Genomic DNA, 22188 nt, shown 5'->3' on the forward strand with positions numbered 1-22188 from the left:
GCTTTTGACTTGAACTTTAGTCTGGAGGTAGTGCATCCATGCCCGAATTTAAATTTGATGCCGTTGTTTTTGATCTTGACGGTGTTATTACACAAACCGCTTCTGTGCATAGCGCCGCATGGAAGCAAATGTTTGACGAATTTCTAAGAGAGTATGCGGAACAAAGCGGTGAGCCGTTCCGTGAATTTACCCATAACAACGATTATTTACCTTTTGTTGACGGTAAACCGCGCTTTGATGGCGTCGCTGCTTTTCTAAAATCACGCAATATCGATTTGCCCTTTGGCGATCCGCAAGATGATCCCGGGAAAAATACCATATGCGGCCTGGGGAATCGCAAAAACGAAATTTTTAATCGGCTGATTGACGAAGGCAATCTGGTAATTTTTGATTCAACCGTAGATTTTATTAAAGAACTATTAAAAAACGGCGTTAAAGTCGGCGTGGCTTCATCAAGCAAAAATTGTGAAAAGATATTAAAAGCCGCCGGACTAATTGACTTTTTTGAAACCATTGTGGACGGATTGGTGTCAGCCCGGCTCGGTCTAAAAGGCAAACCGCATCCAGATATCTTTAAAAAGGCCTGCGATAATATGGGCGTTGATTACCACAAAGCCATTATTGTTGAAGATGCTGTATCGGGCGTGCAAGCCGGGCAAAACGGACAATTTGGTCTGGTTGTGGGCGTGGCCCGCGAAAATAATGAAATGGAATTAAGATTAAATGGCGCCGATATTGTAGTGAGCGATTTGGCGGAAATCTCTTTAAACGATTTAAATAACTGGTTTACCACTGGCTTACAAAACGATCAATGGACGCTTACGTACTTCAACTACGATCCTGAGAAAGAAGGCACACGCGAAGCTTTACATACTGTTGGCAATGGTTATATGGGCACTCGCGGCGCGCTGGAAGAAACGAAAGCCAATGGCATAAACTACCCGGGAACTTATCTGGCCGGTTTATATAATCGCTTAACCTCCATAGTAAGCGGCAGAGAAGTGCAGAATGAAGATTTTGTGAATTGTCCTAACTGGTTGCCGCTTACTTTTAAAATCGCCAATGGCCAGTGGCTCGATTTAAACAAAGTTGAAATTATAGTATTTGAACGACGACTGGATTTTCGCGACGGTTCGCTTTACCGAAAAGTGATTGTAAAAGACAACAAAGGACGAGAAACCCTGATCCAGTCAGTGCGTTTTATCAGCATGGCTAAACCGCACCTCGCTGCGCTAAAATACACCATCACTCCTCTTAATTACAATTCCGATATTACCATCCGCTCCGAACTGGACGGGCAGGTGATTAACGGCGGCGTAAAACGATATAGTCAGTTAAATTCAAAACATTGGGAAACGATTGATCAGGGAGGGGAGAAGGAAAAGAGTTTTTTGGTTGTACGCACCAATCAATCCAAAATAAAATTGGCTGTTGCCGCGCGCCTTTTCATTAAAATCAATGGACAACCAGTTAACTCACCAGTTGAAATTACAACCGATCCTGGCTCTGTAAAATCGACCCTACAGATTAAAGGCAAAAAAAATACGCCTCTTACCGTAGAGAAAATTGTTGCCATTTATACCAGTAAAGAAGAAGATCATCCAAAATTGTCTGCGGAAAATGAAATCAATCAGGTAAATAGCTTTGAGGAACTTTACAATGAAAGTAAAAAAGCCTGGTCAAAAATATGGAAAAAAATCGATATCCAATTAGAAGGGCAGCGACTGACCCAGAAATTGGTCAGATTGAATCTTTATCATTTAATGATTACGGCCTCTCCACATAATGCTCAAATAGACGCCGGCATACCCGCCCGGGGATTACACGGTGAAGCCTACCGTGGGCACATTTTTTGGGACGAGCTTTTTATTTTGCCCATCTATTTTATGCACTTCCCGCGAACTGCCAGATCGGTATTAATGTACCGATATCGGCGACTGGATCAGGCACGCGCTTACGCCGCAGAGCATGGTTATCAAGGGGCCATGTTCCCCTGGCAAAGCGGTAGCGATGGCAGAGAAGAAACACAGACATTGCATCTTAATCCTTTATCCGGAAAATGGGATGATGATTACAGCCGTCTGCAGCGTCATGTTTCTCTCGCAATTGCCTATAATATTTTCAATTATTATCAATTTACGGGCGATCTTAAATTCTTAAGCGACTACGGCGCAGAAATGTTTCTTGAAATCTGCCGGTTCTGGGCAAGCAAAGCAGATTTCGAATCAAAATCTGGACGTTACAACATTGACGGAGTTATGGGGCCTGATGAATATCACGAAGCATATCCCGGCGCAAACTCGGGCGGCCTTAAGAACAATAGTTACACCAATATTATGGTACTATGGGCTATTGATCGGGCCTTTAATATTCTTGATTTGCTGCCGACTGAAGATAAAATGAAACTGTTCAAAAAGATTGACCTGAATGAAAAAGAGTTGGATGAGTGGCGTAACATTAAAAATCATTTATCCATTCCTCTTTCTCGCGAAAATATTTTAGAACAATTTGAGGGATTTTTTGACCTTAAAGAAATAGATCTAAAGGAATACGCCAGAAAATACCGTAATATCAGCCGTATGGATCGCATTCTTAAGGCCGAAGGGAAAAATCCTAATGACTATAAAGTAATTAAACAGGCCGATACGTTAATGACGTTTTATAATTTACACGAAAACGAAATTCATCGTTTACTTATCCAGGCCGGGTTTATGCCATCTGAGCAGCTGTTGAAAAAGAATTTCGACTATTACATTAAGTACACTTCGCATGGCTCTACACTGAGTAAATTGGTGCATTCTCGAATTGCATTCCAGGCGGGATATGAATCTTTAAGCTACAATTATTTTATGGAATCACTGAAAAGTGATTTTCACGATGTACAGGGGGGCACCACCAAAGAAGGTATTCATACCGGCGTTATGGCTGGGTCGGTTTTGCTGATCCTGAAAAATTACGCCGGTCTGCATTTTAAAGATGATAAAATTTATCTTGAGCCGAATTTACCTGCAGGTTGGCGCGGCATTAGCTTTTGGGTACGCTATCAAAAGCAAGAGTACCATATTAAGATAACACATAAAAAATTGAAAATCACAAAAACATCTCCGGAAACCAAAATTGGCGCAGTTTATATAAAGAAAAATAAAATTCACTTTGGTGACAATAAGTATGTTGAAATTGAACTGTAGAGGAGAAAACGTAAATGTTAGAAGACGTTTTGTTGTTAAAGGACATGCACTATAAGGCGGCAGAGCAAATACTGCAAAGACTATTACCTTTAAACTCCAATCGAACTGTGATTGGTATTAGCGGTGAATCAGGAGCAGGCAAATCCGAATTGGCACACGTTCTGGGACGAAAAATTAGACAACACGGCAAATTAGCCAAAATTTTACATATTGATAATTATTATAAAATCCCTCCACAAGAAAAGACGGCCTGGCGTAAAAAACATGGAGTGGATAAGATTGGTCTTAATGAAATCAATTGGGAATTGATCAATAAAAATATTCGTGAATTTAAAGAAGGTAAAAAGGCGAAAATGCCCTGTGTTGATTTACTGACAGACCTAACCGATGAACTAATCACCGATTTTAAACCTATCGATTACTTGATTGTTGAAGGGCTTTACTCTTTAAAAGCTGACGTCGATTTGCGTATTTTTATTACCTTAACCTATCACGACACCAAAAAGGCGCAATTATTACGAGGAAAGGAACCGCAAGACGAGTTTCGACTTCAGGTATTGGAACAAGAGCACAAAGTGGTTCAATCGCTGCGCCCGCTGGCTGATTTAATTGTAACGAATGACTACACGGTGATCGAAGCAAAACAAGAATGATTTAAAACTTCTGCAAAATTAAATTATGGTTGTCAATCTGATAATTCCGCTCTGGCAAGAGTCGAATAACCTAAGGTATTTATAGTAGTTACAAGATTGTTAGATCCTGCCGGGGCGGATTTAAAATGACAAGTGCCCATATTAAAATACTTCCCACAAAAGATTATTCCACCATTGCGGGATGAGGCATCCCTTACACTATTCAAATACTCGGTCTGTAATTCCGATTGCGGGTTTATTGGTTAAGGGCAAGTCCGGGGAAGGATTTTCATCAGGATTTTCTCATTGTCCATCTTTTCTTTGTACAACGATTCTTTCTTTTTAAACACGACCCAAAAAAAATGATAAATCGGCCGGTTATGTTTGACTTTCTTTTTGTTATTTGTAAATTAATATCGATTTACAGTGGTTAAATTACTTTATTCCTGCAGTTCCAGTTTATCGACTTTAATTTACCAGTTTTATTTTCAATTACTTATTTTGTGGATTAGAAAAAATAAAATTTCGTAAATTTGCGGTTAGCCTTTGCAATAAAGGAAGATTGATCGAAACTTTAAAGAACGAATACAAAGGAATAATGACAGGAGAAAAAATTATGAGAATGCTAACTGTAACACCGCCTTTATGCCCTGTGTAACCTTTAATTTAGGCCATTTTACCAAACAAAAGGAGATCGAAAAATGAACAAAAAAGAATTGCTAATGTACTTTGTAACCACATTTGCCGTGACTCTGGTGGTAACTGCAATAGTGACTTTTTTGTACAGTCTCATCGTTCATGGAACAGGAACCGTGGATTGGGAAACATCATTCCGTTTTGCCATTATTTTGGGCATCGTATTATCATGGACGAAGGCGCGGGAAAGCAAACCAAAAGAACGATAGAACCGCTCTATGAGGGAGATTTTACACCAATCCTTTAATTGACGCCCTGTCGCAAAGTTTATGTAAAATACACAAGCTTTTTTCCGTTAATCATTGATGATTATTCAAAAGCTTGCGGATGAATGTTTCGTTTTTAGCTCCGACAACAAAGGACTGAATTTTATTGTCTTTTACCAGCACCAGCGATGGGGTGCCCATGATGCCAAATTTTTTACCGATTTCCAGATCGCTGGCCAGATTTATTTTTAAGATATTTTTAAATTCTGTCTGCAAACGATCGATTACTGGCGTCATCACCTTGCAGGCCGAGCAGGTGGGCGTGTAAAAATAGAGCAGAGTGGTGGCGTTTTGTGCCAGCGCGTTGCCAATTTTCCCGTCGATTGGAGGAATCTCTTTGCCTCGCTTCATCAGACCCTGTACGCGGGCATAAATTTGAATGAACACAATAAAACCTACAAATACCATTACAATGTAAAACAAAACATCCATTATTTATTTTCTTCCTTGTCGTCTTTTTTTGTTTTTTTGTTGTCCCAGCCTAAAACCAGGCCTGCGCCCAGTCCGTAACCGGTCATTAAATAGGGATTGCTGGTAATTGGGCAGCTATTGCCAGCGCAACCAATGAAATAATAATAAGCGTAGCCGGCCGCCATACCCAAAAAGGCAAAGATGAGCAACTTCTTCCATTTTAAATTTTTAAACACAATCTGTCCTTTCTATTTATCTTGAGTTTGACAGTTGTATGGAACATAATTCCTTTATTATTATTAAGTTAGTTTAATTTCATTTTCGTTAAGTTGTCACTACAAAGATAAAAGCGTTGGCTTGCTGCTGCCTATCTCCTGAAATATTTCCAATTGTTCGCCATGCACTCTGGATAATCCTTTACGACGTCTCCCTTCATTTTCCCATTCTACAACCACGACTCGACGCAGGCTCTCCATAGCACGCTGCCAACTTAATTTTATGCCACTCAAACGCTTCTCAAACAATACCGCCATCTGGAATGCAAGAAAACATACCATCACATGAGCCCTGATACGCTTCTCTGTCCAATGAAAATTGGGACGTAAATTCAAACTATGCTTTAATTCGTAAAAACCATGCTCCACATATTTTAAATCTTTATAGCGCGCTATGAGTTCTGATTTACTCAGGTCATGAGCATTGCTTATCACTATAAACCAACCGTCGCTCTTTTCTTCTTCTGATAATACCTCATCTTGCTTATGAATCTCTATCGTATCTTCTGTTAATTCAACATTAAAGAAACGACTTAAACGTTTTCTTGATAATACACTCTTTATTTGATGATATTTATCTTCTGTGTTTATTCCCTTTTTCTTAATCTCTTCTGACAGCTCTAAAAATTCATTAATACGATTGATGCGATTTTTATAGCGCTTTAATGCCGTAGCGGCATTGTAACTGGCCACATAACGAAGTTTTATCTTTTCCTTTTTACCATCTTTTGACTTGATTTCACGCTCCGTTAGGCGCTCATAGATCGTCTCACCAGTCGCCTCTTTATGCGCATTGGCTTCTTTTATAACCGATTTGGCATCCTTGCTCTGACGAACACTCTCTCCAAGAATAAACTCATAACCTTGTTGGATTAAATGCCAGAGATTGTCATTGCTTAATAAACCTTTGTCTGCCACCAGCTGGATATCTTTTACCTTAAATCGCCTGCGAATATCATTGAGCATCTCTTGCAAGGTAGAGCGATCAGCCTTATTGCCAGGGAAGACGTAATGGGCTATAGGAATACCATCTCCGGTCATCACTACGCCAATTACGATCTGTTCTCTATCCCCGCGGTGGTCACGACTATAACCAAACTGACGAATATCGCCTTCTACCAATGAGTTTTCGGCTTCAAAGTAGCTTGATGTTAAATCATAAAAACAAACCTTTAGATCCTGATTAAACAGATCTAGTAAACGATTAGCAAGTTGGGTTTCAATCTTTTCTTTATGAGCTATTAGAAAATCCATCGCTCTTAAAAGATACTCATAACGAATGTCGTCTTTGTTGATACCCGGAATATAAACGGTTTCTAACCAGGTGAGTAGTTTTAGTTTGGAAGAAGGATCATCCAGGCGGTTAAATATCAGACTTTTTAAATGAGCTTCAAGATCAAACTTTATTCCGCTTTTTTCCTTTTGCCTGGCAATAATCTGGCTCATTTTAAGCTCTTTCCATAAATGGACAAGCGCCCAGATTTGACCGAAGGCCTTGACATTATCAATATTGCTATCTAAGTCCTGTAAAGTTAACCCCTTAGCCCTTAAAAGTCCGTTGATAAGCGTGTCTACGTCTTTTTTGATGAATTTGTCGGTAGGGCCTAAATGCAGCAAGATTCGATGGCGTACTTTTCCATTTGAGTCTCTGTAGGACTCAGCGATTTGTAAAGTCTCATGGACTTTGTTATTTCTTTTGGATCGACTTACCTTAACAAACATAGAATGAATATAATAATAAAACGATTTGATAGCAAATAAAAAAAGCACGCCTGCATAGACTACAAAGAAATTGAAACAGAGAAACTTAATTATATGTTTTTTTTGATTTGGCTTTGAAAAATTTGGCGTTAACTGTCAAACTGGGGATTTATTTTTTGTCTAATAACGAATTTAATTGAGTAATAATTTCAGTCATTTTGTTCTGCATGCCTTTTTCAACGATGCGATCTTTTAAAGTTCCCCAAACCGGTTCGCCGCAAACCATGCACTGGATGCCCATTTCCTGCATGGGCTTGATCAATTCCGGATACTCTTCAACGATTTCTTCGATGGTCATGTCCGCTTCAATTTTAGCCATGATGTCACACTCCTTTTTAAGCTTTTTACAATTTGCCTTATTAGATGCACAAAACAGCCTCTGAGGGGCAGAGATTAAGTAAATTTAGTAAAACAAATGTATTTTGTTGAATTGTAATGAGCATTACTGTAACACTCATTACAATAAAATAAATAGAGAGTGCACAATGAAGTTTTACAATCGTGCCACGAAATTAAAACAATTAAATGAAACCTTTGAAATATTAATTTTTCCAAGGCAGCACAGCCGCACTCAAAAACATTTCAAAAGGGATTTTAGCAACCCCTAAGAGCGCGGAGAATTCTTAAAGGGCGCAAAGAATGTTTTAAATTAAAAATAGTTTCAATTGCCCCACGCCCTGCACTCACCCTCCCAAAATAAAAGTCCGGGTGAGGGGAACGCTGAACTTGGACAGTTGCCATTCAACCTTTTTCGCGGCATAAAAATTCTGGAATCCCGTCATATGGCGCGGTAAATTTCCATTGCAAAGCACGCAAAGGAGGCGATTTTTTAAACAAAAAAGGGGATGCCGCGTTGACATCCCCTTTTAGATCATGCCGCTGAGTTTTAGGCAGCGACGCGTTTTTTGCTAAATTGCAAACCGTGCTCGTTGGCCGAAATGACCACCGTGTCGCCGGGCGCCAGGTTTCCTGCAATGACTTCTTTGGCCAGTTCGTTGACCAGCTCTTTCTGCATTAAGCGTTTGAGCGGCCGTGCGCCAAAGGCCGGATCGTAGCCTTTGTTCACCAGATATTCGACGGCCGATTCGTCCAGCTCAGCCGACAGATCCTGCTGTTCAAGCATCTTTTTAATGCGCTCGAACTGCAGACGGACAATTTGCTTCATATCCTCTTTATTCAACGGTCTGAACACGATGATGTCGTCAATTCGATTCAGGAATTCCGGACGCAAACTCTGTTTCAAAAATTCAATCACGTTCTTGCGAATCTCTTCGTAAGTTTCTTCCAGCTTTTCCTGGGTGATGTTTTCCGATTTTTCACGGATGTATCCGGCGCCCAGGTTAGAAGTCATGATGATGATCGTATTTTTGAAATCTACCGTGCGTCCCTTGTTGTCCGTCAGTCGACCATCTTCCAGCACCTGCAACAGGATGTTAAAGACTTCCGGATGCGCCTTTTCGATTTCATCAAGCAGCACCACGGAATACGGTTTGCGGCGTACCTGTTCGGTTAGCTGTCCGCCTTCTTCGTAGCCCACGTAGCCCGGAGGCGAACCGATCAGGCGCGAAACCGAATGGCGTTCCATGTACTCCGACATGTCGATGCGAATCATGGCATTTTCGTCGTCGAACAGAAACTCGGCCAGGGCTTTGGCCAGCTCGGTTTTACCCACGCCGGTCGAGCCGAGAAAGATGAACGAACCAATCGGCCTGTTCTGATCGGCCAGTCCGGCGCGAGACCGGCGAACAGCGTCTGCAACAGCGCGAATGGCTTCTTCCTGACCAACCACTCGTTTACGCAGCCGATCTTCCATTTTTAGCAATTTCTCTTTTTCGCTTTCCAGCATGCGTTGTACCGGAATGCCCGTCCAGCGCGAAACGATTTCGGCGATGTCTTCTTCTTCCACTTCCTCTTTCAGCATTGGCCGTTCTTTCTGTATTTCGGCCAGTTTGGCGTTGAGTTGTTCGATCTCTTTTTCGGCCTGTGGAATCAGGCTGTAGCGAATTTCTGCCACGCGATCTAATTGGCCCTCGCGTTCGGCAATTTCCATTTGAGTTTTGTACTCTTCAATTTTGGATTTTAGTTCGCGGATTTGTTGAATGGTCTCTTTTTCTGCCTTCCACTGCGCCCGCAGTTGTTTGGCTTTTTCTTCCAGATTGGCTTTTTCTTCCTTGATCAATTCCAGACGTTTTTTAGACGCCTCATCGTTTTCTTTTTTCAAAGCCATCATCTCGATTTCTAATTGTTTTAAGCGACGTTCCACGTCATCCAGTTCTTCCGGCATGGAATCGATTTCGATGCGCAACTTGGAAGCCGCCTCATCGATCAGGTCGATGGCTTTGTCCGGTAAAAAGCGATCGTTGATGTAGCGCTTGGAAAGCACGGCTGCGGCCACCAGGGCGGAATCCTTAATCCTTACGCCATGGTGCACTTCGTATTTTTCTTTTAGGCCGCGTAAAATAGAAATGGTGTCTTCCACCGATGGCTCGTCAATCAGCACGGGCTGAAAACGACGTTCCAGGGCCGCGTCTTTTTCAATGTATTTGCGATATTCGTCCAGCGTTGTAGCGCCAATGGTGTGTAATTCGCCGCGCGCCAGTGCCGGTTTGATCATGTTCGAGGCGTCAACAGCGCCTTCGGCTGCTCCTGCGCCCACAATGGTGTGTAACTCGTCGATGAACAGAATGATCTTACCTTCTGCCTCGGTGATTTCTTTAATGACCGCTTTTAAACGCTCTTCAAATTCGCCGCGAAATTTGGCGCCTGCAATCAACGACCCAATATCTAAGGCGACCAGACGTTTGTCTTTCAGGTTTTCGGGAACGTCTCCATTTACAATGCGGTGTGCAATACCTTCGACGATGGCCGTTTTTCCAACGCCCGGATCGCCAATAAGGACCGGGTTGTTTTTGGTGCGGCGCGAAAGCACCTGCAGAACACGGCGAATTTCTTCGTCGCGACCGATTACCGGATCGAGCTTGCCTTTACGCGCCAGCTCGGTTAAGTCGCGCGCGTATCGTTCCAGCGCCTGGTATTTGGCTTCGGGATTCTGATCGGTTACGCGCTGGTTGCCGCGAATTTCCATCAACGCCCGTAAAATCATCTCGCGCGTTAAACCGAACGAAGCTAAAATCCGTCCGGCCTCGCCGTCTTTTTCTTCGCTGATGGCTAATAGCAGATGTTCGGTGCTCACAAATTCGTCTTTAAGCGCTCGGGCTTCGTTAAAGGCGTTGTTTAAAATTTCGTTTGCCCGGCGGCTCAGATAAACCTGCCCGCCGCCCGAAACGCGCGGAAATTTATCGATGGCCTGTTCCAGCTTTTGATCCAGTTGAGGCAGGGGAACGCCATATTTTTTCACAATGGCCTGGGCCACTCCTTCGCTATCAGAAAGCAAAGCTTTTAAGATGTGCTCGGGTTCGATCTGTTGTTGCCCGTATTCTGTAACCAGACGTTGGGCCTCAGCCAGAGCCTCCTGAGCTTTTATGGTAAATTTTTCAAGATTCATCGTTACCTCCTTCAGATTTTTTTATTTTTGCCCGGAGTAATGCAAAAGGAGTGCCAGAAAAATATCAGGTAAATATACTTGATGTGTGGAAACACATTTTTTGGCGTCTTGTCAATATGGCAAACAGTCGAACGATATGTCAGTTCTTGTCTTCCTTTTCTTCAGCGTCTTCGATTCCTTTTTTGAAAGACTGCAGGCTGCTGCCCAGGCTGCGCGCCAGTTGTGGAATTTTTTTGCCTCCGAAAAGCAGGAGAACGATGAAGGCAATGATCAGAATTTCGGTAAAACCAAAGTTCATGGTGTTTCCTTTCGTTTCAATAACAAATTTTAAAATTTTCTATTTTGCAGCGGCGTAGTAAAAACAAGGATGAAGTTGTACCTCATTTCATAGTTCGTCAAGGGATCGACGCAAAACGTTTGCTCTCTGTAAGCGGAACAGTTTTTTAACATTAACCTTCCTGAAGATTGTTTACAACTCTTTTAATACCATTTTTTAGTAATGTAACGTTAAAATTAATCAAGATTTCCAATCGACAATTGGGCAGTTTTGACCTAAGGCTCTATGTACTTTAAAAGCTGCATCTAATATAAATCCGGAGATTTCATTTTCTGTCATATTAGACGCTCCTTGAAGATGTTAACATTGTTAATTTTATATTAACCACATCGATCGCAACGAACATACTCGTGGCGCACTTAGCGCCGTCGTAGCGATCTTGGCGGCTTAAAATAACCGCGCGGTACGCAAAGCATTCGCCATGTATGCAACAAATTTATTCGTAGCGTCCAGTAAAATTTTAGCCCTCCAATAAATATTTGATACACATTTATTCTATTAAATCCTGCAGTTTCCGCCGCCTTTCAACTTTGCACTGCACATTTAAATGAATTTTCTGTTTAGAATCGGGCGCAACCACGCGTCTGAAACCCAGTTTGTCCGCTTCTCTGATGCGTTCCACAATTTGATTCACCGGGCGCAATTCAGCGTTTAGCCCCACCTCGCCAATGTAAACCGCTTCGCGAGGCAGAGGGTTTTCGTCCATGGAAGAGACCAGCGCCATGCAAATACCTAAATCGGCCGCCGGATCGGTTACGCGAATGCCGCCCGCTGTTTTGATGAACACATCGTAAAAGCTAAACGGCTTACCGCACTTTTTCTCCAGAACGGCCAAAAGCAAATTCATCCTTCTGTGGTCAATGCCCATGGCCGTACGCTGCGGCACGCCAAATTGCGTTTTGCTAACCAGCGCCTGCACTTCAATCAAAACCGGACGGTTGCCCTCCATAATCGCCACCACCGCCGTACCCATGCGATCTTCAACGTCCAGATTCAAAAACAGTTCGGAAGGATTATCCACCGCCATCAGCCCATAGCTTTCCATACGGAACAGGGCGATCTCGTTCACCGGTCCGTAACGATTTTTTACGCTGCGTAAAATGCGAAAATCGGCCTTGTTGTCGCCTTCAAAGTAGAGCACGGTGTCCACTAAATGCTCAAGAACTTTTGGCCCGGCCAGGCTACCTTCTTTGGTCACATGACCGATGATAAACAAAGAGATGTTCAACTCCTTGGCCAGACGCACCAGATGGGCCGTGGTGTAGCGCAACTGACTGATGTTGCCGGGCAGTCCGTCAATCTTTTCGCTAAGAATGGTTTGAATGGAATCGATGACCGCCACGCCAGGCAATTCATGACGTAAGGCCTGTTCTATTTGCTCCAGGTTGGTGACATTAGAGTAGTACACATTTTGTCCGCTAATTTTCAAACGTTGCGCGCGATTTTGAATCTGGTGGAGTGATTCTTCGCCGGAGATGAATAATTTCTTCTTCTGGCTTTTGTAAGAATCCAACATTTGCAGCAACAAGGTCGATTTTCCAATGCCCGGATCGCCCCCGACCAGCGTTACCGATCCTAAAACATTTCCTCCGCCCAGCACATGGTCAAGTTCGCTGATGCCCGTGGAAAGGCGATGTTCGGGGGCCACCTCGGCGGTCATCAAGGGTAAAAGTTCAGCCGCCGGGCCGCGTGTCTTGTTTTGCGCGGCCGGAAAAAATTCTTCCATGGTGTTCCAGCTATCGCATTGCGGACAGCGCCCCAGCCATCCTTCCGAGCGGTAACCGCAGGCGCTGCATACATAATAGGGCTTGTTTTTTCTGGCCATCTCCATCCCATTTTCGTATTTTGATGTTTCAATTTAAACGCTTTAAGCAAAAAAGACAAAATTTTACAAATGATTTTGATCTAATCGACAGAAATTTTAGATTATGTCAAAATAAATAAAGAAAGGATATAACGATGGCCGACGTGATTGACTATCGCATTTTGGGCGACGAGATGCAAATTGTTGAGATTGAGTTAGACCCGGGAGAAGGGGTGCGGGCTGAAGCGGGCGCCATGTTGTACATGGAAGATGGCATTGAAATGCAGACCGGCACTGGAGGCGGAATTTTTAAAGGCTTTAAACGCATGATTACCGGCGAAAGCTTTTTTATTACCACTTTTCTCTACCGTGGACAGGGCAAAGGACTCGTAAGTTTTGCAGCGCCGTATCCCGGTAAAATTATTCCGGTAGATTTAACTCAATTTGGCGGAAGAATTTTATGCCAGAAAGACGCTTTTTTGTGCGCGGCGGCCGGCATTGAAATCGAAGTGGCTTTTACCAAACGTCTGGGCGCCGGCCTGTTTGGCGGCGAAGGCTTTATTTTACAGGAACTGCGCGGCGATGGCATGGCCTTCATCCACGCCGGCGGTACGGTGATTGAAAAAAATCTGGCTGCGGGCGAACGCCTGCGCGTGGACACCGGCTGCCTGGTTGCCTTGGCCCCCACCGTGGATTACGACATCCAATTTATTGGCGGATTTAAAAACGCCCTGTTCGGCGGCGAAGGATTGTTCCTGGCCGTGCTGCGCGGGCCGGGCACGGTCTATTTGCAAAGTCTGCCTTTTTCTCGTCTGGCCGACCGCATCTCTGCCGCGGCGCGTTTCCAGCAAAAGGGCGAGCAAAAAGGTATCGGCGGCTCCGGCATTCTGGGCGGTTTGATCAGCGGCGATTAGCAAGAAGCGGCAGCAGATTGAAGTTTTAGAAGAATTTTAAAAAGGTTTGAAGTCTGCCATGAGGGAAAGAATAATACTCATGGCGTGGACACAAATCTAAGGCAGCATAGTCGCAACCAAAATCAACCGCAACGCGCACAGAGTAATCTTCTCGTAGATTACGCCAATAATCGCAGAAAATGATTAAACAAAGTATTTTAAGCGACCACAGAGAGCGCAGAGAAGTCACAAAGGGCGCAATGAATATTTTAAATTAAATTACCCTTGCTAGCTCGATCCTTACTACCAGACAAAAGATCAGGAATGAACGTACTTGTAAGGGCGAAGGATTTCCAACCCTACTTTATACAGAGCGCTTTTTTGATATGACTAAAGATTAATACTTACCATCGCTGAATTGTTCTTGGAAATCCTTCGCCCCTACATAAACGGTGGCAGGAATTCACCACATTTGCAGAAACAGGTTTGAAATGACAGGCTAACTATTCAACCATTCAACTAATCAACTATTCAACCAATCCATTGACGGGGGATGAGTTTTTAAAACAGCACAAAAATTTTCAAATCCCGCCCGGCGGGATTGATCTTCCAGAGGTAGTATCCTAAATGGGGCAGCTCCGGCGTAGAATCTATTTTTTATGGAAATTAAAAGTAAGAGGAGCGCTCTGCCTCTGGATGGCGGTAATTTTCCAAAAGATTTACTTGCCGTTTACAAAAATGACATCCAGCGGCAGGAAGAGCCATAGCTTGAATTAAAAATAGGGCGCTTACGCAAATTTCGGCCGATTTAAATATTGATAATTGAAAAAAAAGTTATTAAATTAGACTTCTGTAATTTAAAAAGGAGCTGATTAAGGGATATGTACACATTATTGATTATTCTTTTCGTATTGGTTAGTATTGTCATGGTGGTTGTTATTTTGCTACAGTCTGGCAAAGGCCAGGGGCTGGCAGGTTCCATTGGCGGTGGAATGGGCGGAGGGCCGTCTGTTTTTGGAGGCCGTGGAGCGGCGGATTTTTTGAGTAAAGCAACCGCATGGATTGCTACGATCTACTTTGTCCTGGCGATTGTGATTAGCGTACTTTACAAATCTCATGCAGAATCGACGCAAAAGAGTTTAATTGAGAAGAGAATGGAAGAGCAAAAGCAAATACCTGCGCCGCACATTCCGGTGGCCCCTATTGATGGGCAGGAAAACCAACAACCGGCAAATCAGGAGTAATAAAATAAAAGTCGCTGGAGTGGTGGAACTGGCAGACACGCTATCTTGAGGGGGTAGTGGGCGAGATGCCCGTGCGGGTTCAAGTCCCGCCTCCAGCACGTTACAAAGCATCTCCTTGTGAGGTGCTTTTTTTATGCACTTTTCGGGAATTATATGGTAGATTTACTCAATGCGTTAAATCAGTTAGATACCGCTCTTTTCATTTTCTTTAACGTCCATCTGGCAAATCCCGTGTTTGATGTGATCATGCCCTTTGTAACGGACAAGCATACCTGGTATCCGGTCTGGCTTGCCATCATTGTGTTATTAAGCTGGAAAGGCGGAAGCAAAGGACGTTGGGTGGTGTTCATTGCCATTGTGGCGGTTGGTACGGCTGATCTTGGCGTTAACCGCATTTTAAAGCCTTTCTTTCAGCGCGTGCGTCCCTGCAATGTGGTCGAAAATGCCCATCTTTTACTCGGAAAAAAATCGTCGTTTTCCATGCCCTCTTCTCATGCGGCCAATTTTTTTACGCTGGCCATGGTTTTCAGCTACTTTTACCGAAAGTACCAGCTCATCTTCTGGTTTCTGGCGGCGCTGGTTGCCTATTCGCGTATTGCGGTTGGCGTGCATTATCCGTTTGATGTTCTGCTGGGCGCCCTGGTCGGAGTAGCCATTGCCTGGAGCTGGATTGAGCTATTTAAAAGGCTACTGGCCTCTAAAAAATATCCCTGGTTAAAATAAATCATTCATAAAATCTGGATTAGGCTAATCGGCCGCTTGCAAAAAGGATTGCTGGATTTGCAAAAACAAAAAACGATTTCTGCCGAGGCGCGCAGATCGATCTGAACGAAAATCATGAAACACCAGTACGGAGGAAAAACACTTGAATACAGTAATCGATCTTTCCCATCCGATTGTAGAAGGCATGCCGCTTTTTCCGGGAACTCTGCCAATCAAAATTAAACAACTGCATGTGGTCGAAAAAGATGGCTTCGCTGAAAAACAGGTGACGATTACAACGCATGTGGGCACGCATCTTGACGCGCCGGCGCACATGGAAAAAAACGGTAAAACGGTGGACCAGCTCCCCGTACTGCAATTCTGGGGCAGCGCACAGGTGGTTGACGTACGGCCCTTTGTCAACGAGCCGATTCCAGCGGATTTGATTGAAAATGCGCTCAATGATGATCCGCCGGACTTTTTATTGTTTTACACCGCTTTTGCGGAAAAATGGGGCACTGCGGAATACTTTGGGCGCTTCCCCGTACTCAGTCTTCAGGCAACGGATTTGATCTGTAATAGCCGTCTTAAAGGGATTGGGCTGGATGCGCCTTCGGTGGATGCCATGGATGCGGAGGTGTATCGCGTGCACCACAAGTTATTTGCCGCCGAAAAGATAATCGTTGAAAATCTCACCAATCTGCATGCGCTGCCGCCAGCAAAGTTCTGGTTCGGCGTTTTTCCCTTAAAAGTAAAGGGCGCCGATGGAATGCCGGTCAGAGCGGTGGCAATCTTAAACGGGGAGTAATCAGCCATGAACAAAAAACGTTGCGACTGGGTTCCGCAAAACGATCTCCTGTACATGGCCTATCACGATGAAGAGTGGGGCGTGCCCGTTTATGACGATCAAAAACTGTTTGAGTTTTTAATTCTGGAAGGATTTCAGGCCGGCCTGAGCTGGCGGACGGTTTTACACAAACGGGAAAATTTCCGCCGGGCTTTTGACTGGTTTGATGCGCAAAAGATCGCCGCTTATGATGAACGCAAGATCGAACAACTGATGCAAAATGCGGACATCATTCGTAATCGCTCGAAAATTCTGGCCTGTGTGAACAACGCGCGATGTTTTTTAGAGACGCAGGAAAAATTCGGCAGCTTTTCAGATTTTATCTGGCGCTTTACCGATGGCCGGCCGATCGTAAATCACTGGCAAAGTTTAGCCGAAGTTCCCGCCCGAACCGAACTTTCCGATCTGATCAGCAAGGAATTAAAACAAATGGGCTTCAAGTTTGTTGGCTCTACCATCGTTTATGCGCACATGCAGGCCACAGGAATGGTCAATGATCATCTGGTTTATTGCTTTCGGCATGGCGAATTATCGCTTTTAAATTTTTGAATGGCGAGAAAATTTTTAAAATAGTTGAGTTCAGTATAAAAACCACGAATTTCATGAATGGACACGAATATATTTTGTAATTTAAATAAAAACAATAGGCCCATTTAAATGAAATTCGATATTAATACCTTTTTAGAGTGGACTCATAGTTGCAAAAGCAGCGAATCCGCAAGAACTATTTCAATAACAACTTTAAATAGTTCTTGAATTTTAATTGTATTTTAACTGACCTCCTGCTCATAGTTAACTTCTGTATTTTCAATTTCCTGATTCCCACTCAATTTTCCAGAGAGATGGGAAAAAGGGGGGGAGTTTTCTAAGTTTTTAACCAATTGTACGTTAATCTGCGCGATCAGTGAGAAACGAATTTTATTCTTGGTGTCGAGGTTTTTTACTGCACGCAGATTCCGCGGATGAACGCAGAAAAATAGCAAATAGAAAATAACAAATAACAGATTCCACCTTAAACTCATCCGTTTTCCCCTTTCTGACGTAAATGGGATTTCCCGGCTGGCCCTTTCACCCGAGCCCACCGATCGTTGTGACAAAGGAAAATAAGAATTTTTTGAAATTAAAGTGTACATTGACTACATTTTAAAAGATTCTCAGGCGGTAAGCTGTAAACAGCGCTAAAAAAAATCAGAAATTTAGGTAAGCAAAAAAACGGGACAGGTAAAATAGTTTTAAACGACCGCCTAAAAAATCATTAACGCTTTAGGCAGCCTTCAAACCTTGAGGCACGCATGAAAATTATCATTACCGGAGCTACCGGATTTATCGGCCGTTACCTGGTTCTTTTCTTTTCCGAGAGAAAATTTCCGGTGGTCGCATTAAGTCGCAATCCGCAAAAAGCAAAAAACATCTTTCCTCCTCATGTAACCTGTTTACCCTGGAAGAATATGGACGCCGCTTCCTGGCTGGACGAGCTGGATGGACCGGCGGCGGTCATTAATTTAATTGGCGAGAATATTGCCGGCGCTTTGTGGACCAGGTCGTACAAACAAAAACTGCGCGATAGTCGCCTTAACTCCGTTGAAACCATCGTACAGGCTTTTCAACAGGCGCCAGGAAGAGATCATATACTCATTCAGGCTTCGGCGGTTGGTTATTACGGCAATGTACATCACAAGGTGGATGAAACGTCTCCTGCGGGCAGCGATTTTTTGGCGCGTCTGGTAGTTGAGTGGGAAAACGCCAGTAAAACGCTGGAAGCCGTGGGCGTGCGCAGAGTACTTGCTCGTCTGGGCGTGGTGCTGGGCAGGGAGGGCGCGCTGCGCAAAATGATTTTACCGTATAAACTTTTTGCCGGCGGGCCGTTGGGCAGCGGAAAACAGGGTTTTCCGTGGATCCACATTGCAGATGTAGCGCGGGCCATGCTGCTTATGATTGAACATGACGAGCTATATGGTGTTTTTAATTTTGTGGCGCCGCAAACGGTAACGCAAAAGGAATTCAGTCGCGCCCTGGGAAAGGTTTTACATCGTCCGGCGTGGCTGCCCGCGCCCGCTCCTCTTTTAAAACTTTTACTGGGCGAAATGGCGCGCTCTGCCTTGCTAAGCGGGCAGTTTGTGGAACCTAAAAAATTACTTGCCGCCGGATTCCGCTTTCAATTCCCTGAATTAAAGAAAGCTCTGGAAGATATTCTGAAATAATCGCTAAAGGTTTAAAAGATGATTTCTAAAGTGTACTCGGCCGCCTTAATGGGCATCGATGCATATCTGGTAGAAGTGGAAACTCATCTGGAAAAAGGTATGCCCTATTTTGGCATTGTAGGTCTGCCAGACAACGCGGTTAAGGAAAGTCGGGAGCGCGTGGCGGCAGCCATTAAAAATTCTGGCATCTATTTTGTAGCGCAACAACGCATCACCATTAATCTGGCTCCGGCCGACATCAAAAAGGAAGGCTCTTCGTACGATTTGCCCATTGCCATCGGTATTTTGACGGCTCAGGGCAAGATCGATGCGCAGGCAGTGGAAGATTATCTGATTCTGGGAGAGCTGGCTCTGGATGGCAGCATCCGTCCCATTCACGGTAGTCTGTCCATTGCCATTAAAGCGCGTGAAGGCCATTTCAAAGGTTTAATCGTTCCGCAAGAAAACGCCCGCGAGGCGGCCATGGGCAGCGGTTCGGTAAAGGTCTATCCCATGGGCCATTTGCTGGATGTGGTCAACTTTTTGAATGGCAATGCCGATTTTGATCCGCTGGTGGTGGATGTGCAGCGTATTTTCTCCGAAGAGAGTCAATCACCGCTGGATTTACGGGACGTAAAAGGGCAGGAGCATGTTAAGAGGGCTATGGAGGTCGCCGCGGCCGGTGGACACAACATCATCATGATCGGGCCGCCGGGATCGGGCAAGACCATGCTGGCCAGACGATTTCCCACCATTTTGCCGCTCATGTCCCTGGAAGAAGCCATCGAAACCACCAAAATTCATTCTGTAGCTGGCCTGTTGCCGCCCGATCACGGTTTGATTGGCGTGCGTCCCTTTCGTTCGCCGCATCACACCATTTCGGATGTGGCGCTGGTGGGGGGCGGACGTTTTCCGCGTCCCGGCGAAGTCAGTCTGGCGCACCATGGCGTTCTTTTCCTGGATGAATTGCCCGAATTCAAAAAAAATGTGCTGGAAGTGCTGCGTCAACCCATGGAAGACGGCAAAGTGTCCATTGCGCGCGCAGCCTTTTCTTTAACCTATCCGGCCAAATTCATGCTGGTGGCGGCCATGAATCCCTGCCCCTGCGGCTATTATGGCGATCCTACCCACTCCTGCACCTGCACCCTCCCGCAAATTCAGAAGTACCGCTCGAGAATCTCCGGCCCTCTGCTGGATCGCATCGATTTGCATGTGGAGGTGCCCGCCGTCAACTTTAAGCAGCTAACCTCTGAACGTTCTGGCGAGCCGTCGGCCGTGGTTAGAGAGCGCGTTCAACGGGCAAGAGAAGTACAGCTCAAACGATTTGTAAACGAAAAAAACATTTACTGTAACGCGCACATGGAGAGCAACCAGATTCGTAAATATTGTAAAATTGACGAGCAGGGCAAGGAGCTGATGAGCAACGCCATTAAAAACGTGGGCCTGTCTGCACGCGCTTACGATCGTGTCCTGAAAGTGGCCAGAACCATCGCCGATCTGGAAGAAAGCGAACAGATTTTAGCGCATCATTTAAGCGAGGCTATTCAGTACCGCAGCCTGGATCGGGAAATGCCGTGATTGGTAGCACGATTGATTAGTTTGAACACGGTGTTTTCCTCTAAAGAATGTAGTTTAGAAAATTTGAGCATTTAGAAATTAGAATGTGTTTGTAATTTCGAATTTTGAATTTAAAAACTATTGTGGTGAAATATGACAGAAGCAGAAATCATTATTGTCGGTGGGGGACCGGCCGGCGCCAGCTGCGCCGCTGAATTGCACCGTGCCGGGCGCGACGCGCTGATTCTGGACAAAAAGACCTTTCCGCGCACCAAGCTTTGCGCAGGTTGGGTCACGCCGCGCGTTTGGAAGATGCTGGGCGTAAAACCGCAGGAATATCCGCACAGCATCATTCTGTTTAAAAAGCTTCACTACATTTTTGGCAAAAAGCGACTGACCGTTCCCACGCGCCAATATTCCATTCGTCGCTATGAATTTGACCACTGGCTGCTGCAACGTTCCGGGGCGCGTTTTATCCGGCACCAGGTTCAAAATATTCGTCGGCATGAAGATCATTTCATCATCGACGATCAATTTCGCTGCAAAATACTGGTGGGCGCCGGCGGCACAAATTGTCCGGTTTACCGTACCTTTTTTGCCAGACACAAACCACGCCAGCCGGAAAAACGCATCGCCACCATGGAACTGGAGTTTCCCTTTGCCTGGCGAGATAGCCATTGTTACCTGTGGTTTTTTGATAATGACCTCGCCGGCTATTCCTGGTACGTGCCCAAAGGCAACGGTCATTTGAATATCGGCATTGGCGGCAAATTTGCCATTTTGCAGAAAAAAAAGCAAACCATTCAACAGCACTGGCAATTTTTCGTCAACAAATTAATGCAAAAACAGTTGATCGATTCAGAACCGCAGGCGGTAAAAGGCTACCAATATTTTTTGCGCCAGGATGATCAGGTGCAAATGAAAGACATCTATTTAATTGGCGACGCGGCCGGCCTGGCTACTATTGACATGGGCGAAGGAATCGGCCCGGCCATACAAAGCGGATTGCTGGCGGCAGAGGCCATCCTCACCGGGCAGCCCTATTCCATTGCCAGAATACCGAAGTTTAGTTTATGGGACATTCTCTTCTGGTGGAGATGAGTTATTATGAATTACGAATTACGAATTACGAATTATTAATTACGAATTACGAATTATTAATTACGAATTATGAATTATGAATTATGAATTATGAATTACGAATTATCGCGGGGAGTGGTAGGCGTGGGGCATGGTTGGGGATTGATGATTGTTGATTGATGAATAGGGGGGATTTTACATGGAGAATGATGATTGAGCAGGTGGGGATTTTTTCATCATCTTGCGTATGAGGGAAGAATTAAAAAAATAATTTTCCGCGCTTTTTAATAGGGAATAGGCGCTCTGTAATTTAAGTATTCACGCATTTACATTTGAAACAATCTTTAATTGTTGTTATTTTCACGAAACGCAAAACTAAAGGATGTATGATGCACGAAATGTCCATTGCCATGAATATCGTGGATATTGCCGTACAAACGGCTCAAAAAAACGGGGCGCACAAGATCAACTCCATTACCGTCGAAATCGGCGCGCTATCCGGCGTGGTACCCGAGGCGCTTGAATTTTGCTTCGAAGCGGCTACAAAAGAGACCATGGCCGAAGGATGTCGTCTGGAAATCGTCTATTTAAAAGCGCAGGCCGAGTGCTCCGCTTGTGGCTTTAAATTTGAAACCGATCAATTTTTGAATCTCTGCCCGCAGTGTGGAGAGCAGGTCTTTGCCGCGGGCGGACAGCAACTGCAGGTGAAGGCCATCAATGTGGATTGACAGGGAGAGTCCTGAGCGTGTAAGGGAATATTAAACTTAAGGGTTGAATGGCCACAGCGGCGCTTTAACCCTTTTATTTGAA

19 protein-coding genes and 1 tRNA gene are annotated in these 22188 nt (G+C 44.5%); 13 read left to right on the plus strand and 7 right to left on the minus strand.

The window, feature by feature from the left end; translation table 11 throughout:
* Window positions 1-38 precede the first annotated feature (38 nt).
* The 3 genes from Cabys_RS08570 (at window position 39) to Cabys_RS08580 (ending at window position 4725) form a co-directional block, all read left to right on the plus strand.
* Window positions 39-3188, plus strand: coding sequence for a beta-phosphoglucomutase family hydrolase (locus tag Cabys_RS08570; RefSeq protein ID WP_006929939.1), 3150 nt, complete (start codon window positions 39-41; stop codon window positions 3186-3188).
* Between the two features lie 14 nt (window positions 3189-3202).
* Window positions 3203-3841 carry a uridine kinase family protein gene (locus Cabys_RS08575; RefSeq protein WP_006929940.1) on the plus strand — a complete coding sequence of 213 codons (639 nt, stop codon included), beginning with the start codon at window positions 3203-3205 and terminating at the stop codon, window positions 3839-3841.
* Between the two features lie 680 nt (window positions 3842-4521).
* A complete protein-coding gene (locus Cabys_RS08580) occupies window positions 4522-4725 on the plus strand; it encodes a hypothetical protein (protein ID WP_006929941.1) in 204 nt (67 codons plus the stop codon).
* Window positions 4726-4815: 90 nt separating this feature from the next.
* On the opposite strand, the gene Cabys_RS08585 is transcribed toward Cabys_RS08580, so the two are convergent.
* From Cabys_RS08585 to radA, 7 genes are all read right to left on the minus strand, one after another.
* Window positions 4816-5214 (minus strand): thioredoxin family protein, encoded by a 399-nt coding sequence (locus Cabys_RS08585; protein ID WP_006929942.1) that lies wholly within the window; start codon window positions 5212-5214, stop codon window positions 4816-4818.
* A complete protein-coding gene (locus tag Cabys_RS08590; RefSeq protein WP_006929943.1) occupies window positions 5214-5429 on the minus strand; it encodes a hypothetical protein in 216 nt (71 codons plus the stop codon). The genes Cabys_RS08585 and Cabys_RS08590 overlap by 1 nt, the downstream gene beginning before the upstream one ends.
* 99 nt (window positions 5430-5528) lie before the next feature.
* Window positions 5529-7190 (minus strand): IS1634 family transposase, encoded by a 1662-nt coding sequence (locus tag Cabys_RS08595; RefSeq protein ID WP_006927061.1) that lies wholly within the window; start codon window positions 7188-7190, stop codon window positions 5529-5531.
* Between the two features lie 148 nt (window positions 7191-7338).
* Window positions 7339-7548: a DUF1858 domain-containing protein gene (locus Cabys_RS08600; protein ID WP_006929944.1), complete on the minus strand. Its 210-nt coding sequence runs from the start codon at window positions 7546-7548 to the stop codon at window positions 7339-7341.
* 567 nt (window positions 7549-8115) lie between these two features.
* Window positions 8116-10734, minus strand: a complete 2619-nt coding sequence (clpB, locus tag Cabys_RS08605) for an ATP-dependent chaperone ClpB (protein WP_006929946.1) — start codon at window positions 10732-10734, stop codon at window positions 8116-8118.
* A 139-nt stretch (window positions 10735-10873) separates the two neighbouring features.
* Window positions 10874-11032, minus strand: a complete 159-nt coding sequence (locus tag Cabys_RS08610; RefSeq protein ID WP_006929947.1) for a Sec-independent protein translocase subunit TatA/TatB — start codon at window positions 11030-11032, stop codon at window positions 10874-10876.
* A gap of 529 nt (window positions 11033-11561) precedes the next feature.
* A complete protein-coding gene (radA, locus tag Cabys_RS08615; protein ID WP_006929949.1) occupies window positions 11562-12896 on the minus strand; it encodes a DNA repair protein RadA in 1335 nt (444 codons plus the stop codon).
* Window positions 12897-13030: 134 nt separating this feature from the next.
* On the opposite strand from radA, the gene Cabys_RS08620 reads away from it, so the two are divergent.
* From Cabys_RS08620 to hypA, 10 genes are all read left to right on the plus strand, one after another.
* Window positions 13031-13789, plus strand: a complete 759-nt coding sequence (locus Cabys_RS08620; RefSeq protein ID WP_006929950.1) for a TIGR00266 family protein — start codon at window positions 13031-13033, stop codon at window positions 13787-13789.
* Between the two features lie 860 nt (window positions 13790-14649).
* The gene (secG, locus tag Cabys_RS08625; RefSeq protein ID WP_006929951.1) at window positions 14650-15012 is read left to right on the plus strand and encodes a preprotein translocase subunit SecG; all 363 of its coding nucleotides are present in this window, start codon (window positions 14650-14652) and stop codon (window positions 15010-15012) included.
* Window positions 15013-15025: 13 nt separating this feature from the next.
* Window positions 15026-15110, plus strand: a tRNA-Leu gene (locus Cabys_RS08630).
* A 55-nt stretch (window positions 15111-15165) separates the two neighbouring features.
* A complete protein-coding gene (locus Cabys_RS08635; protein ID WP_006929952.1) occupies window positions 15166-15735 on the plus strand; it encodes a phosphatase PAP2 family protein in 570 nt (189 codons plus the stop codon).
* 142 nt (window positions 15736-15877) lie between these two features.
* Window positions 15878-16522 (plus strand): cyclase family protein, encoded by a 645-nt coding sequence (locus Cabys_RS08640; RefSeq protein WP_006929953.1) that lies wholly within the window; start codon window positions 15878-15880, stop codon window positions 16520-16522.
* 6 nt (window positions 16523-16528) lie between these two features.
* The gene (locus Cabys_RS08645; protein WP_006929954.1) at window positions 16529-17110 is read left to right on the plus strand and encodes a DNA-3-methyladenine glycosylase I; all 582 of its coding nucleotides are present in this window, start codon (window positions 16529-16531) and stop codon (window positions 17108-17110) included.
* 743 nt (window positions 17111-17853) lie between these two features.
* Entirely contained in the window at window positions 17854-18762 is a 909-nt protein-coding gene (locus tag Cabys_RS08655) for a TIGR01777 family oxidoreductase (protein ID WP_006929956.1), read from the plus strand.
* Window positions 18763-18780: 18 nt separating this feature from the next.
* Window positions 18781-20319: a YifB family Mg chelatase-like AAA ATPase gene (locus Cabys_RS08660; protein WP_006929957.1), complete on the plus strand. Its 1539-nt coding sequence runs from the start codon at window positions 18781-18783 to the stop codon at window positions 20317-20319.
* A 132-nt stretch (window positions 20320-20451) separates the two neighbouring features.
* Window positions 20452-21399 carry an NAD(P)/FAD-dependent oxidoreductase gene (locus tag Cabys_RS08665; protein WP_006929958.1) on the plus strand — a complete coding sequence of 316 codons (948 nt, stop codon included), beginning with the start codon at window positions 20452-20454 and terminating at the stop codon, window positions 21397-21399.
* A 365-nt stretch (window positions 21400-21764) separates the two neighbouring features.
* Window positions 21765-22106 carry a hydrogenase maturation nickel metallochaperone HypA gene (gene hypA, locus Cabys_RS08670; RefSeq protein WP_081475097.1) on the plus strand — a complete coding sequence of 114 codons (342 nt, stop codon included), beginning with the start codon at window positions 21765-21767 and terminating at the stop codon, window positions 22104-22106.
* Window positions 22107-22188: the final 82 nt, after the last annotated feature.

Source organism: Caldithrix abyssi DSM 13497 (assembly GCF_001886815.1).
GTDB lineage: Bacteria > Calditrichota > Calditrichia > Calditrichales > Calditrichaceae > Caldithrix > Caldithrix abyssi.

Bases quoted from the DNA above. Each gene is read 5' to 3' on its own strand.
- Cabys_RS08595 (WP_006927061.1), bottom strand. From the start codon at position 7,190: ATGTTTGTTAAGGTAAGTCGATCCAAAAGAAATAACAAAGTCCATGAG.
- secG (WP_006929951.1), top strand. From the start codon at position 14,650: ATGTACACATTATTGATTATTCTTTTCGTATTGGTTAGTATTGTCATG.
- Cabys_RS08610 (WP_006929947.1), bottom strand. From the start codon at position 11,032: ATGAACTTTGGTTTTACCGAAATTCTGATCATTGCCTTCATCGTTCTC.
- Cabys_RS08645 (WP_006929954.1), top strand. From the start codon at position 16,529: ATGAACAAAAAACGTTGCGACTGGGTTCCGCAAAACGATCTCCTGTAC.
- Cabys_RS08620 (WP_006929950.1), top strand. From the start codon at position 13,031: ATGGCCGACGTGATTGACTATCGCATTTTGGGCGACGAGATGCAAATT.
- Cabys_RS08575 (WP_006929940.1), top strand. From the start codon at position 3,203: ATGTTAGAAGACGTTTTGTTGTTAAAGGACATGCACTATAAGGCGGCA.
- Cabys_RS08660 (WP_006929957.1), top strand. From the start codon at position 18,781: ATGATTTCTAAAGTGTACTCGGCCGCCTTAATGGGCATCGATGCATAT.
- Cabys_RS08665 (WP_006929958.1), top strand. From the start codon at position 20,452: ATGACAGAAGCAGAAATCATTATTGTCGGTGGGGGACCGGCCGGCGCC.
- Cabys_RS08635 (WP_006929952.1), top strand. From the start codon at position 15,166: ATGGTAGATTTACTCAATGCGTTAAATCAGTTAGATACCGCTCTTTTC.
- Cabys_RS08580 (WP_006929941.1), top strand. From the start codon at position 4,522: ATGAACAAAAAAGAATTGCTAATGTACTTTGTAACCACATTTGCCGTG.
- Cabys_RS08585 (WP_006929942.1), bottom strand. From the start codon at position 5,214: ATGGATGTTTTGTTTTACATTGTAATGGTATTTGTAGGTTTTATTGTG.
- clpB (WP_006929946.1), bottom strand. From the start codon at position 10,734: ATGAATCTTGAAAAATTTACCATAAAAGCTCAGGAGGCTCTGGCTGAG.
- Cabys_RS08655 (WP_006929956.1), top strand. From the start codon at position 17,854: ATGAAAATTATCATTACCGGAGCTACCGGATTTATCGGCCGTTACCTG.
- Cabys_RS08570 (WP_006929939.1), top strand. From the start codon at position 39: ATGCCCGAATTTAAATTTGATGCCGTTGTTTTTGATCTTGACGGTGTT.
- hypA (WP_081475097.1), top strand. From the start codon at position 21,765: ATGATGCACGAAATGTCCATTGCCATGAATATCGTGGATATTGCCGTA.
- radA (WP_006929949.1), bottom strand. From the start codon at position 12,896: ATGGCCAGAAAAAACAAGCCCTATTATGTATGCAGCGCCTGCGGTTAC.
- Cabys_RS08600 (WP_006929944.1), bottom strand. From the start codon at position 7,548: ATGGCTAAAATTGAAGCGGACATGACCATCGAAGAAATCGTTGAAGAG.